Below are 13,919 nucleotides of genomic sequence, written 5' to 3'. Positions count from 1 at the left end.
AAAAATGCTATCTCTTCCGGGGGGACGCCGCGCGCCACAAGCCCATCCGAGGATGACAAGAAAGCAGAACATAAACGAAAAAACGGCCGGTGTCGCCACCAGCCGTTTTCAACATCAATCAAGCGTCGAGATTAGAACTCGTACTTGACCGTAGCCTGGATTGCCCATTGGGACTCACCCTTGTTTTGACGCACATCATAGTTTTCCACTTTGTCGCGGACTTGGTAGATGTAACGGCCTTGAGCATCGAGACCTGCGAAGTCAACAAAGCTGCGTGCCTGACCGCCACCGGATTGGAAGCCGATTTCATTGATACGGCCCCACTTGCGGTTGATCATGTTGCCCACGTTGAAGAAGTCCATCGTGAAGACGCCTTTATTGCCTTTGAAGAAGCCTGGCACTTCCTGGCTGATACGCATGTCGAAGCTGTTGGTCCATGGCGCAAAGCTGCCATTACGCGTAGCGACACCACCGACGGATTTTTTCAGATCCGGGTTGCTGTTGACGAAAGCCCAGAAGCGATCTTCGTTGGCATGGTTGGTCGCGGTATCGTTACGGAATACCACTTCACCCGAACCTGGTTTCGATGGAATGTACATCAGGTCGTTACCTTGCACGCCGTCGCCGTTCAAGTCATTGTTGGCGGTCCAGCTGTAAGGCTTGCCCTTGCGGCCTTCATAGAACAGGCCGAAGCTTGTTTTATACGTGCCGAAGAAACGTTTTTGCCAATTGACCATGGCATTGATACGGTCTTTCACCAGGTAGCCCGAGTTCGCCGCCACTTCTTCATTTGGATTGAAGATACTGCGCGAGTTGAAGCTCGAGTTCGAGACCGACGACGTCAGTGCCGACACTTCCGTTGCATCCGTGTAGGTATAGGCAACCGACCAGCCGAAGCCTTTGGTCATTGGCTGGCTCAGCGACAGTGTGACCAGATTGCCTTCGCCCTTGTCCGTTTTCTTGGCAACGAGTACGTTGTTGTAATCGGTGTTTTTCAAGGCACGCGAAACAGCGCCCGAGCAAATAGGATTGGCCGATGAGCTCAGCGAGGCAGTAGCGGTCCAGCAAGCCGTATTGTAGGCGTTGGCCGAGTAGTACAGATTACGTCCATCCGAACCGGTTGCCGTCGGCGTACCCAAGTTCAGGTGTTCATAGTAAATCGCATCCTTGTTCTTCGTACGCAGGTACTCTGCGCCGACGACCAGACCCATCCATGGCAATTCATGCTCGAACGCCAAGTTGGCTTTCCAGATCGATGGCTGGCGCAGGTTGGACGACAGGAAGTCGACGTTGGCTGCGGCATTTCCCAGATTAGTTGGCTGCTTGTCAGGATCAGGGTTGAACAGGCCGCCTACAGTTGCACATGGCTTGAAGCTGCCGCCGCAACCAACAACACGGGTTGCCATGCCGGTGTTTGAAAATGGATTCGACATCCAGACGGTCGCTGCCGCACCTTGGAACAGGCCGGCACCGCCACGGATTTGCGTCGGACGGGCACTGTCAAACGTATAGTTGAAGCCGACGCGCGGCTGCACCAGGGTCTGGCCATCAATGGTCTGGGTATTATCCAGTCCAAAGCCGCCAGTTTGCGCGGTACCACCCAAACCCGTGCGACCGCCGGTTGCAACACCAGCCACCATCGAAGCCGATGCGGCCGCATTGCGCGTAGGACGCTCGCCAATGGCGGCTTTGTCGATACGCACGCCATACTGGACGGTCAGGCGTTTGTTGACGGACCATACATCTTGCAGGAACAAGCCATAATTTTTCAGGCTGAAATCGGCAGCGGCGCCCTCAAGCGTACCGCCCGCGACAGGAATTTGTACCTGATACGAGCTAGGGCGACCAATGCGGAAGTTCTCCAGGATAGCTTGCTGGATAATTTCAGGCGACGAAGCGTTCGCACCGCCACAGGACACGCTGCCGAACGAGTACTTGTAGGTCGCCGAGCTATTCGTGCAATTGAAGGTGTAATTGCCGTTGATATTTTGAGCAAACAGGTTATACACATCGTTCTTGCTGTAATCGCCACCAAACTTGATTTCATGGTCGCCCAAAGCCCAGTTCGCGCCCAGGTAGGCATCCTTGGTCTTGGTCGTCAGGACGTTCAGTTGACGACTCGTTTCCGTACCGAAGTTCAGGAAACGGTTATCCGTCGGCACGCCGGCTGGCGAACCGGCAGGATTGGCGCCGGTAAACTGCAGGCCGATCGCTGGCAGACGAGAGTTGTTCGTTGGCGTGCTTTCATAGTCGCGCGACGAGACTTTGAACTCAGTCGAGAAACTTGGCGTCCAGTCGGCAAACCATTGGCCAACAACGGTTTCGATCGTCTTGTTCTGGGTGTACCAGTAAGAATTGAGCGACAGGCCAGTGGCCGACACGCCTGGGAACATAGGCTCGGACTGGTCAGTTTTCGAATAACGGACCATGGCACGATGGTTGTCGTTAATATTCCAGTCCAGTTTCAACAGGGTATCGTTCACCAGTAGTTTGGTGCCCGCTGGAATCGCGTTGGTGCCGATATCGAGGCCATTGTAGTTATTCTTGGCGATCGCTTGTGCCGCAGCGATTGCAGCATCGGTAATGCCGACGTTAGTCTTGCTACTGCCCAGTGGGCCATACGACGGCGCAGTGCGCGTGCTTTCCAGGCGCTCTTTATTGGCGAAGAAGAACAGTTTATCCTTGATCAGCGGGCCGCCGGCGGTCACGCCCTTGGTCGTTTCGCGGAATGGTTCTGGCGCGCTGTAGGTGTCCTTGGTATTGTCATAGCGGTCGCCAGCCATCTTGTTGTTACGGAAGACGAAATAGGCGCTGCCTTTGAATTCATTCGTACCGGACTTGGTCACGGCATTGATATTGGCGCCCGTATAGCCTTTTTGCGTCACGTCATAGTTGGCGACGTTCACTTGCACGGACTGGATAGCCTCGATCGAAATCGGTTGCTTTGCAGTCGGGCTGCCGTTCGATTCCAGGCCGAAGGTGTCGTTCACTGCTACGCCATCGATGGTCATCGAGTTATAGCGCGAGTTTTGACCGGCAACGGACAATTCGCCGCGCTCTTTGTCGGTTTGCGAAACACGCGGGTCGGAGCGGGCGTAATCTTGCAGATTGCGCTGGATCGACGCTTGCATGGCCAGTTCCGTAGGACCGATGCTGGTACCAGCGCCCATGTTGGACTTGCTGAATTTATCCGAACGGCCGGCGCTGCCGGTGACGCTTACGGTTTGCATCTGGGCGCCCAGGGTGGCGTCCACATTGGCCGTTTCAGCCAGCTGCACGTATACGCCTTCGCGTTTTTCCACTTCACCATTCTTGGTGATGGTGATGGCGTAAGGACCGCCAGCGCGCAAGCCGCGCGCGACATAACGGCCTTCCGCATCGGTCGTCACATTGCTGACGGAACCCGATTCAATGTGTACGATGGTAACAGTGGCGCCAGCTGCCGGCTTGCCGTCGGTGGCCGAGATACGGCCGCCGATGGAAGACGTAGTGTTCTGTGCGAACGATGGTGCCGCCGCCAGTGCAATAGACAGGCTTAACGCGATTTGCGTTAGCCGAAGTCGCTTGTGATTGATCATCTTTAACCCCAGAAAAGACTATTATTTTTTGAAAATCCTGGCTTGTCCAACTGTCCGGCTGCGCCGCACAGCAACACAAACACAAGATTTCCTCTTTACGATGCTGCAACTGTTACGCCGGCTGGACTGGCTGTGGTCCTGACAAGACCATCACAAACGCCGCTCCACACGTCACAACTATTCCTATTCAGACAATGACGACGGGAAAATAGCCACCGATCCGTACGACCCAGGGCGCTAACACCTGTGTCATTCACCCGACAGGCTTACCCGGCTAACATGGCAAGCCGCGAGTGTAATTGTTAAATATTTCAAGACTGTGACACGGCGGCGAAATACTGAGGAATGTCGTCACTTAGCTGCGCAACTGTTTGTTTCACTCCGCATCTCACCTTTATTTACTGCAAATACCCATCTTTATACGCTATCAGCCATATTAATTTTAACTTTTTAATATCACGAGCATCCCACTATGCATCATCAAAAAATGGATGACAAATACGTTTTTTTTTACATATTTATATATTTTCAGTATAAATAGCAGAGAGGAACTAGTTGGATTGATATCGTCTGACAGCGTCCGGGCTCATGGCGCGTGATTATAAATGAGCAATATGTACTTGAAATTGATTCATCCAGGAAATTGGATAAAGTCGTGCATCTGCCGTTAATTGTGTCGCATGGCAGCCACAAAATTGACAAAATAATATTTTTACGCGTTGGAAGGACTATCGAAAACGGCCGGTAGATCCGGCCGCCTGAGGGTATCAGTTGAGAACGTCGTACAACTTACGGCTTGCCAAGCTTGCCGGCCTTCTCGGCGGCGGCAATGTCCGCTTCAAAACGAGTGAAGCGGGCATCGAGTGCTTTCAGCAAACGTTGCTTGTCCGCTTGTGCCAGGAAGGAATAACGCAGGCTGTTGTAGGACAGCTTTTTGATTTCCGCATAATTGGTCTTGTACTGGCTGGCAAACAATACGTATTCATTCGACAAGGTGTTGCGCGAGACGCCGGCGTCATCGGTGGAGATCACGAAGGGTACGCCGTACTTGCGATACAGGGTAATCGGATGGGCCTGGCCCTTGATGCCAAGAATGTAATCGTTGCTGGTCAGGTTCACTTCCACGGGGATGCCCCGTTCGCGCATCTTTTGCATGGTCGCCAGTGCATTGCGCTCGTAGGCGATGTCCATGCCGTGGCCAATCCGGTCGGCGCCGGCCACGTCGACGGCTTCAGCGATGTGGAAAGCCATGCCTTCCGGCGGCACCATGCCCAATGCCAGTTCGCCGGCGTGCAGGGCGATCTTGACGTGCGGATATTTTGCCTTGAGGAACTTGAACATTTCCATGTGCAGGCTGTAGTCGCGCATGGAGACATTCACGCTTTCCTGGCCGACGATGTTGACGCCCACCAGCAGACGATTCAGGCTGGCCGCCTTGAACGCCGCCAGCATGGAGGAATATACTTGCGATGGCGACAGGAAACGCAGCACATACGCCTGGTAACGCATGGTGAAATTGGCGTCATCGATGCCAGCGCTGCTGGCATTCACATTATCATTGTAAGCAGTAATGCTTTTCTGGAAGCTGGCGTCTTGCTCCAGGCTCTGCGTCCAGTTGGCCAGCACGGCTTGCAACGCTGCCGGCTGCAAGCCCGGTGTCAGCACCTGCTGGTCGAACTGCACATTCTGCACGAATGGCGACAACTCGAAAATCGTCTCGATATAGCTGAGGTTTTCCGCGATGGCGCGCTGCTTCAGGGTTTTCAGGCCATCGGCCGTGTTGCTCGATGCGACGGGGCCAAAGTAGCCAAAGGTATCAAAAAAAGTGCGGTCCGGCGGCGTCTGGATGGCGCCGTGGTTATAGAAATCCTTGGTCGACCAGCGCTGCAGCAATTGCGCATACAGGCCAGCATCGGCGTACACTTCCTCGGACGACAGGCAGCCACGCTGCGCGGATGGCTTGGCGCGCTCGGCAGCGACGACATCCTTATTGCTTTCGATGCGGTAAGTCGTCTTGTTGACGCAATAGTTTTCCTTATCGACCCAATCGAGGAATTGCTCGGCGTAAATGGCGCCCGAGTAATGGTGATGCAAATCGCCGCCCTTGGGCATCATGGAAAAGAACAGACTCAACTCGGCTGTCTTCGGCTGCGCACCCGCCAGCAAGGCTGCAAAGTGACGCGCGGTGGCCGCTTCGTTGGCGGACGGGGTGGCCACTGCCTTGGCTGCTTGCGCCGTTCCGGTCAATGCCAGCGCGGCGCCAAGCGCCAGGCCTATGAGTTTCTTGTGCATTCTTGTTCTCGCTCAGGATAATTCTTATTGGACAACAAATAGGTCAGCCCTGCCCCCGCACATGCACGCATTGCCCGCCAGAATAGGTGGCGGCCACGGCCCGGTCGTCGCCCAGCATGGCAAAGGCAAACAGCAATTCCTCCAGACTTTGACAGCGGGCCGTGCGGCGCTCGAGCAGCGGCGTCGACTGCTTGTCGAGCACGATGAAGTCCGCTTCCCTGCCAGCGGCGAAATTGCCCAGCGTGCCTTCCAGTTGCATGGCGCGCGCGGCGCCCAGAGTCGACAGGTAGAACATGCGCAAGGCGGGCAGATGGCTGCCTTTCAAGCGTGCTACTTTATAGGCTTCGTTCATGGTTTGCAACATCGAGAACGAGGTGCCGCCGCCCACGTCGGTGGCCAGCGATAACAGCACTTTCGCCGCGTCGGCCCGCTCGAAATCGAACAGGCCACTACCGAGGAACAAGTTGGAGGTGGGACAAATGGCGGCCGCCGAAGACGTTTCCGCCATGCGCGCGCGGTCACGCTCATCGAGCCAGATGCAGTGACCAAACATGGCGCGCGGGCGCAGCATGCCGTACTGATCATACACATCGAGGTAGCTGCGCGCCTGCGGATGCAGTTCGCGCACCCAGCGGCATTCATCCTCGTTTTCCGACACATGGGTTTGCAAATACGTATCCGGATAAGCGCGTGCCAGTTCACCAGCCAGGTGCATCTGTTCATTCGTCGAGGTCGGCACGAAGCGGGGCGTAATCGCGTACAGCGAGCGGCCGCGCTTGTGCCAGCGCTGGATCAGCGCCTCGCTTTCGCGCGCGCCGGACTCGGCCGTGTCGCGCAAGAACTCGGGGCAATGACGGTCCATCATGACCTTACCGGCCACCATGCGCAAACCGCGCGCCTCGCTGGCGCCAAAGAAGGCGTCCACTGATTGCGGATGCACGCTGCCATACACCATGGCCGTCGTGGTGCCGCAGCGCAGTAATTCATCGAGGAAAAACTCGGCTACATTACGCGCGTGCACCGGGTCTTCAAACGCACGCTCGGTGGGGAAGGTATATGTTTCCAGCCACGGCAGCAAACCAGGAGCGGGCGAGGCGATCATTTCCGTCTGCGGGAAATGCAAATGCGTGTCGATAAAGCCCGGCACGATCAGTTTGCCCCGGTAATCGACGATCTGCGTGCCAGGCGACAAAGTCGCTAGCAGTTGCGCGTAATCGCCGGCTGCCACGACCTTGCCGTCGGCGACGATCAGCAAGCCATCCGCATGCCAGGCGTGCGCGTCCTCCGTGACAGCAGGATCGGCGTGGAAGTGCAGCAAGCTGGCACGGTAAGCTTGCAATGAGGCAGGAACAATCGGCATGACTTCTTTCTATAAGGGATAAATGGCGGCGCGTGCCGGGCGGCGCGATGGCGCGCTGGCAGAGGCAAACCGCAGCGGTGCGGCCAGGGCCGCGCTAGCGGCCTGCTCCCACACCATGAGTAATTGACAGGCCACGGAGGCGGCAATCACGGCCGGGGCCTTGTTGCGAATGCCGGGCATGCCAATCGGACAGACCATGGCGGCAATGCGCTGCTCCGGTACGCCGCGCGCCTGCAGGCGGTGCTCGAACTGCTTGCGTTTCGTGTGCGAACCGATCAAGCCGAACCAGCCCGCGTCCTCGCGCTCCATGATCGCTTGGGTCAAGCGTTGATCGAGCGCATGGCTGTGGGTCATGACGAGAAAACTGCCACCGGGCGGCGCCATGGCGACGAATTGCTCCGGCGTATCGGTGGCGGCGATGCGCACATTGTCTGGCACCCCCGCCGGCAACGCGGCAAGAAACATGTCTTCGCGCTCATCGACCCAGGTAATCGTGCAGGGCAAGTGGGCCAGCGCGCGCACGATGGCGGCACCCACGTGGCCGGCGCCGAACAGCGTCAGATGCGCGCGCGGCGCCAGGCATGGGTCGACCAGCCAGCGCCGCCCATCACTGCCCTGCGCCACATGCGTATCGTGCTGGCGCGCGCGCTCGCGCGGAAACGTAGCGGGCGCTCCCGCTGGCGTGCCAGCGATAAATTGTCCTGAAGCATCAAACAGGGCCGACACACTGTCGCCATCGAGCGCCGTGACTTTCCAGCTATCTTGCTGGCGCCGTTCCTGCAGACTCGCCAGCACCTCTTTCAAGCTGCCATCGACCGGCTCGAACACCAGGTGGACGACACCGCCGCAGCATTGTCCCAGGCTGGGACCGAGCGCAAAACGCTCGAGCCGCGCATGGGTCTCTGTCGTGGACAGCATGGTCTTGGCGATTTCCACGGCACGCAATTCCAGGTGACCGCCACCGATGGTATCGACCTGGCCATCAAGGCTGACGTACATCTTCGCGCCCGCCTCGCGCGGCCCGGAACCTTCCACCAGGGCGACCGTCACCAGCACGGATGCCTGCGTGCCGTTCGCCATCGCTGTCAGCCAGTCGCTCATCATCGCCGCCTAAATAGCAACGCCGGCCGCTTGCACAGCCATGATGGCCTTGAGGATTTCCTCGCTGGTAGCCGGTGCATTCAGCGGCGGCTGCACGGCATGATGGCCCACGCTGGAAATGGCGTCGCGAATGGCAAAGAACACGGAAAACGGCAGCAAAAGCGGCGGCTCGCCCACGGCTTTCGAACGGTGGATGCTGTCTTCAACGTTGCGGTTCTGGAACAGTTTGACGCGAAAATCTTCCGGGCAATCGGAAATGCCGGGGATTTTATATGTCGATGGCGCATGCGTCATCAGCTTGCCCGCCGCATTCCACCACAGCTGCTCCGTGGTCAACCACCCCATGCCCTGGATAAATGCCCCTTCCACCTGCCCCAGATCGATCGCTGGATTGAGCGACTGGCCCGCATCGTACAAGGCGTCTGCGCGCAGCAGTTTCCATTCGCCCGTCAAGGTATCGACCACCACTTCGGCGACGGCTGCGCCATACGCATAGTAAGAAAACGGATGGCCCGTCATCGTCTTCGCATCCCACGACAGGCCGGGCGTAGCATAGAAACCGTCCGACCACAGTTGCACTCTAGCTAGATAAGCCTTCTGCACCAGGTCGGCAAACGCCACGACATGGCCGTTAACATGGATATGGTTATCGAAGAAGCGCACGCAAGCGGCCTCACCGCCATACAGTTTGACCGCGTAATCGGCCAGGCGTTCACGGATCTGGTGCGCCGCATCCTGCGCCGCCTTGCCATTCAAGTCGGCGCCCGTCGAGGCTGCCGTGGCCGACGTGTTCGCTACTTTGCTGGTGTCGGTGGCCGTGGCACGCACGCGCTCCAGGTCCAGGCCCAGTTCGTGCGCCACCACCTGCATGACCTTGGTATTGATGCCCTGCCCCATTTCCGTGCCGCCGTGGTTGACCAGCACTGAGCCATCCACATACACGTGCACGAGGGCGCCAGCCTGGTTCAAATGCGTGACATTGAAGGCGATCCCGAATTTCAAGGGCGTGAGTGCCAGCCCCTTCTTCAAGACCGGGCTGGCCTCGTTATAGGCATCGATGGCGCGGCGGCGCGCCCGGTAATCGCTGCTGTCTTCCAGTTCGGCAACGAGTTCATGGATCACGTTATCGACGATTTTCTGCCCGTAAGGCGTGACGTTACGCCCCTCGGCATCATTGCGACCATAAAAATTAAGCAGGCGGATGTCGAGCGCATCACGTTGCAAGTGGCGGGCGATTTCATCGATCACGTACTCGATGGCAATGGCGCCCTGCGGCCCGCCAAAGCCGCGGAAGGCCGTGTTCGACTGGGTATTCGTCTTGCCGCAGGCGGCGCGGATATCCACATCGGACAGGTAATAGGTGTTGTCAAAATGGCAGACGGCGCGCGTGGCGACGGGGCCGGACAAGTCCGCCGAGTAACCGGCGCGCGTGGTCATGTCAACCTTGGCGGCAAGGATACGGCCAGCGTCGTCATAAGCCACTTCGTATTCATAATAAAAACAGTGGCGCTTGCCCGTCACCAGCATGTCGTCGTCGCGGTCGGCGCGCAATTTGACGGGACGCTTCAGTTTCGCTGCCGCAATCGATGCCGCCGCCGCCCACAGGGCAGACTGTGACTCCTTGCCGCCAAAACCGCCGCCCATGCGTCGGCACTCGACGGTGATGTTATGCGAATGCACGCCCAGCGCATGCGCCACCACGTGCTGCATCTCGCTCGGATGCTGGGTCGAACACAAGACCAGCATGCCCTGTGCCTCCTTTGGGATGGCGTAGGAAATCTGTCCTTCCAGGTAAAACTGTTCCTGCCCCCCCACGTACAACTGGCCCCTGACGACGTGCGGCGCCTGCTCGAACGCAGCCTGGTAGTTGCCGCGCGTTAGCTGCATGGGCGGCAGCACGTAGGATTGTGCCGCCTTGGCCGCTTGCGGCGTCATAATCGCCGGCAACTCCTCGTACGCCACTTGCGCCAGGCGGGCCGCGCGGCGCGCATGGTCGTGCGTATCGGCCACCACGATGAAGATGGGCTGGCCCACGTATTGCACCAGATCAAAAGCCAGGATGGGGTCGTCATGGATGATGGGACCGCAATCATTGGTGCCGGGAATGTCCTGCGCCGTGTAGACGGCGACAACACCGGCGGCGGCGCGTACGGCCGACAAATCCATGGCACTGATGCGTGCGTGCGGCTTTTGCGACAGGCCCAACGCCGCGTGCAAGGTACCCTGCAATTGGGCAATATCGTCGGTATACGTCGCTTGCCCCAGCACATGCAATTGCGCCGATTCATGCGGGCTGGACTTACCCACGGCGCTCCAGGCGGCCGCTTGCAACTCAGGCGTGGCAGGATAGTTCATGCTGGTCCTTTCAGGCGCGGCAGGCATAGGCGTTGACGGCAGTGCCCAGCAAAGGCGCACCGGGGCGTGTCTCCAGCCAGAAGCGGCGTAACAGGTTTTGCGCCGTCGTCATGCGGTAGGTATTCGAAGCGCGCATGTCGGACAGGGGCGCGTAATCGTCGGCCAGCAAGCGCATGGCAATGAGCACATTGTCTTGCGTCCACGCCTGCCCCCGCAGAAACGCCTCGGTTTGCGCGGCGCGCTGCGGCGTGGCAGCCATGCCGCCGTAGGCGATGCGCGCATCGACGATGCGCTCGCCATCGAGCTGGAAGGCAAACGCAGCGCATACGGCCGAGATATCCTGGTCAAAGCGTTTCGCCAGTTTATACGTGCGGAAATGCACATCGGCACGCGGCAAGGGCACGTGCACGGCTTCGACGAATTCTCCGGCTCGCAGGTCTTTCTTTTGGTAAGCCAGATAGAAATTTTCCAGCGGCATCACACGCTGGCCGCCGGGGCCGCGCAGCACGATCTCGCTGCCCAGCGCAATCAGCCACGGCATCGAGTCGCCGATGGGCGAGCCATTGGCAACATTGCCACCCAGGGTGCCGGCGTTACGGATGGGCAAGGAGGCAAAACGTTGCCACAGTTCCGACAATTCTTGCCGATAATGTACGCACAGCGCCGCATAGGCATCGTTGAGGGTGGCGCCAGCGCCTATATGCAGCTTGTCGCCTACGATGGCGATGTTTTTCAGCGCAGCCACGTTACCGAGATAAATGATGTCGCCCAGGTCGCGCAGTTGCTTGGTGACCCACAAGCCCACGTCGGTAGAGCCGGCCAGCAAACACGCTTGCGGCTTTGCCGCGCGCAAGGCCACCAGCTCATCGATGCTGCGCGGCGAGTGGAAATGCTGACCACCGTGCTCGTAAGAAGTCAGGCTAGCGCGCTGCAAGGCCTGCAATTGCTGCACCAGCGCAGCGCGGTCAAATGTCACATGCGGCAATTCGCCCATGCGCCTGGCAGCATCGATGATGGGGCGGTAACCGGTGCAGCGGCACAAATTGCCGGACAGGCTGTCGTCGATTTCGCAGCGCGTGGGCCTAGCGCCATTTTTCTCCAGATACATGCCCCACAGCGACATGACAAAACCGGGCGTGCAAAAGCCGCACTGGGAAGCGTGGCATTCGACCATCGCCTGCTGCACCGGGTGCAAGGCGCCATCGGGCTGCTGCAAGTCCTCCACGGAAAACAGGGCCTTGCCATCGAGGGTGGGAATGAGCTGGATGCAGGCGTTGACGGCCTTCATCTCGACCTGGCCATCGACCAGGCTGCCGATGAGCACCGTGCAGGCGCCGCAATCGCCCTCGGCGCAACCTTCCTTGGTACCCGTACAATGCAAATCCTCGCGCAGGTGCTGCAACACAGTCTGCGTAGGGGCGGCGTTGCGTACTTCCTGTACGGCACCACGGTAGTAAAAGCGGATAGGTTCTGACATGCTGGCCTCGGTATAGTCCCAGTATAGGAGATTAACACCAGCATATGCGACAACTATATTTGAAGATTGATTTTACTTATCATTCAATTTCAATAATGATCAAACGGTATAGGGATGCGTCGCATGCCAATGTTCGGCAATATCGATGCGGCGCGTGATCCACACCTGCTCATGGCCCTGCACATAGTCGAGGAAGCGCGCCAGGGCTGCGGCCCGTCCCGGGCGACCCACCAAGCGGCAATGCAAGCCCACCGATAGCATCTTCGGCTGATTCAAGCCGTTCGGATCACCTTCCGCATACAGCACATCGAAGGCGTCCTTCAAATAATCAAAAAACTGCGTACCTGAATTAAAGCCTTGCATTGCGGCAAAGCGCATATCGTTCGTGTCCAGGGTATAGGGCACGATCAGCTGCGGCTGCACCGCGGGCATGCCGGCGGCATCCGTGTACGCCACCTTGTCCCAGAATGGCAGGTCATCGCCATAGTAATCGGCGTCATAGCGGAAACCGCCATGTTCCACCACCAGTTTGCGCGTATTGGGCGAATCGCGTCCGGTGTACCAGCCTTGCGGCGCGGCACCGGTCAATTCACGGATGATTTGCACGGCTACGCGCATGTGCTCGCGCTCCGTTGCTTCATCCATGTTTTGGTAAGAAATCCAGCGCAAGCCATGACAGGCGATTTCATGTCCCAGTTGCTGAAACGCAGCCACCGCTTCTGGATTGCGCTTCAGGGCCATCGAGACGCCAAATACGGTCAGCGGCAGGCGCCGCTCCTCGAACATGCGCAGCAAGCGCCATAGTCCGGCACGCGAGCCATATTCGTAAATCGACTCCATGCTGAGGTGACGTGCAGGGAAAGCGGCAGCACCGATGATTTCCGATAAGAACGTTTCCGAGGCGGGATCGCCATGCAGCACACTGTTTTCCGCCCCTTCCTCGTAATTAAGGACGAATTGCAGCGCGATGCGGGCCTTGCCCGGCCATTGCGGATGCGGTGGCGTGCGGCCGTAGCCGATCAAGTCGCGTGGATAATGTTCGTAATTGTTCATGCGGAGGCGCGCCTATAGGAGGACAATGTTGGCTATACGCCCAATCATATAGCCCGGCGCGGTCACCGGTATATGATTTGCACGATAAGCACATTCACTCACCCTATATACAGGATAGCAAATGGGAAAACTCAGCACGCATGTACTCGATATCGCCCACGGCAGGCCGGGAGCCGGCGTCAAGGTGGCCTTGTTTTCAGTCGCGCCGGAAGGGAAAGTACTGTTGAAGATGGATATGACAAATAGTGACGGCCGTTGTAGCACGCCTTTGCTGGAAGGCGACAGCATGAAGGCTGGCCAGTATGAACTGGTATTCAATGCAGGCGACTACTTCGCTGCCCAGGGTCTCGATCTGCCGACACCACGCTTCATCGACCTGGTGACGCTGGCCTTCGGCATTGCGCATACAGATGAAAACTACCACGTGCCGCTGGTGGTGTCGCCATGGTCGTATTCGACTTATCGAGGGAGTTGAGCGACCTTAAACAATAAAGGCAGCGCATAGCGCTGCTTTTACTAAAACCGGCAGACGAAAAAAAACCCCACCATTGCTGGCGGGGTTTTTCTCTAGGTGTAACAGCCGGGAGCTGTTGCACCAAATAACAAGCCTGACGATAACCTACTTTCACACTGGTTGCAGCACTATCATCGGCGCAAAGTTGTTTCACGGTCCTGTTCGGGATGGGAAGGGGTGGGACCAACT

General features: G+C 58.0%; 8 protein-coding genes and 1 rRNA gene. 1 reads left to right on the top strand and 8 read right to left on the bottom strand.

Annotated elements, in window-relative coordinates; genetic code table 11:
- Window positions 1-131: 131 nt before the first annotated feature.
- The 7 genes from ACQ4V8_RS21100 to puuE form a co-directional block, all read right to left on the bottom strand.
- Window positions 132-3,578: a TonB-dependent receptor gene (locus tag ACQ4V8_RS21100; RefSeq protein ID WP_436572126.1), complete on the bottom strand. Its 3,447-nt coding sequence runs from the start codon at window positions 3,576-3,578 to the stop codon at window positions 132-134.
- A gap of 789 nt (window positions 3,579-4,367) precedes the next feature.
- Entirely contained in the window at window positions 4,368-5,870 is a 1,503-nt protein-coding gene (locus ACQ4V8_RS21095; protein ID WP_436572125.1) for an adenosine deaminase family protein, read from the bottom strand.
- Window positions 5,871-5,913: 43 nt separating this feature from the next.
- Window positions 5,914-7,230, bottom strand: a complete 1,317-nt coding sequence (guaD, locus tag ACQ4V8_RS21090; RefSeq protein ID WP_010395054.1) for a guanine deaminase — start codon at window positions 7,228-7,230, stop codon at window positions 5,914-5,916.
- A 9-nt stretch (window positions 7,231-7,239) separates the two neighbouring features.
- Window positions 7,240-8,331 (bottom strand): xanthine dehydrogenase accessory protein XdhC, encoded by a 1,092-nt coding sequence (gene xdhC, locus ACQ4V8_RS21085; protein WP_070345768.1) that lies wholly within the window; start codon window positions 8,329-8,331, stop codon window positions 7,240-7,242.
- 9 nt (window positions 8,332-8,340) lie between these two features.
- On the bottom strand, window positions 8,341-10,686 hold the full coding sequence (gene xdhB / locus ACQ4V8_RS21080) for a xanthine dehydrogenase molybdopterin binding subunit (RefSeq protein WP_010395051.1): 2,346 nt from the start codon (window positions 10,684-10,686) through the stop codon (window positions 8,341-8,343).
- A 10-nt stretch (window positions 10,687-10,696) separates the two neighbouring features.
- A complete protein-coding gene (xdhA, locus tag ACQ4V8_RS21075; protein WP_436572124.1) occupies window positions 10,697-12,163 on the bottom strand; it encodes a xanthine dehydrogenase small subunit in 1,467 nt (488 codons plus the stop codon).
- 99 nt (window positions 12,164-12,262) lie between these two features.
- Window positions 12,263-13,216 carry an allantoinase PuuE gene (puuE, locus tag ACQ4V8_RS21070; RefSeq protein WP_010395049.1) on the bottom strand — a complete coding sequence of 318 codons (954 nt, stop codon included), beginning with the start codon at window positions 13,214-13,216 and terminating at the stop codon, window positions 12,263-12,265.
- A 121-nt stretch (window positions 13,217-13,337) separates the two neighbouring features.
- On the opposite strand from puuE, the gene uraH reads away from it, so the two are divergent.
- Window positions 13,338-13,691, top strand: coding sequence for a hydroxyisourate hydrolase (uraH, locus tag ACQ4V8_RS21065; RefSeq protein WP_010395048.1), 354 nt, complete (start codon window positions 13,338-13,340; stop codon window positions 13,689-13,691).
- Window positions 13,692-13,822: 131 nt separating this feature from the next.
- Here uraH and rrf read toward each other — a convergent pair.
- Window positions 13,823-13,919: ribosomal RNA gene (gene rrf, locus ACQ4V8_RS21060) — 5S ribosomal RNA — on the bottom strand; the annotation flags it as partial.

The organism is Janthinobacterium paucivorans, assembly GCF_051380805.1.
GTDB lineage: Bacteria > Pseudomonadota > Gammaproteobacteria > Burkholderiales > Burkholderiaceae_D > Janthinobacterium > Janthinobacterium lividum_D.
The sequence above is the reverse complement of the archived record's forward strand: the minus strand, read 5'-3'. Positions and strand labels throughout refer to the sequence as shown.

Bases quoted from the DNA above. Each gene is read 5' to 3' on its own strand.
- uraH (WP_010395048.1), top strand. From the start codon at position 13,338: ATGGGAAAACTCAGCACGCATGTACTCGATATCGCCCACGGCAGGCCG.
- ACQ4V8_RS21095 (WP_436572125.1), bottom strand. From the start codon at position 5,870: ATGCACAAGAAACTCATAGGCCTGGCGCTTGGCGCCGCGCTGGCATTG.
- xdhA (WP_436572124.1), bottom strand. From the start codon at position 12,163: ATGTCAGAACCTATCCGCTTTTACTACCGTGGTGCCGTACAGGAAGTA.
- xdhC (WP_070345768.1), bottom strand. From the start codon at position 8,331: ATGAGCGACTGGCTGACAGCGATGGCGAACGGCACGCAGGCATCCGTG.
- xdhB (WP_010395051.1), bottom strand. From the start codon at position 10,686: ATGAACTATCCTGCCACGCCTGAGTTGCAAGCGGCCGCCTGGAGCGCC.
- ACQ4V8_RS21100 (WP_436572126.1), bottom strand. From the start codon at position 3,578: ATGATCAATCACAAGCGACTTCGGCTAACGCAAATCGCGTTAAGCCTG.
- guaD (WP_010395054.1), bottom strand. From the start codon at position 7,230: ATGCCGATTGTTCCTGCCTCATTGCAAGCTTACCGTGCCAGCTTGCTG.
- puuE (WP_010395049.1), bottom strand. From the start codon at position 13,216: ATGAACAATTACGAACATTATCCACGCGACTTGATCGGCTACGGCCGC.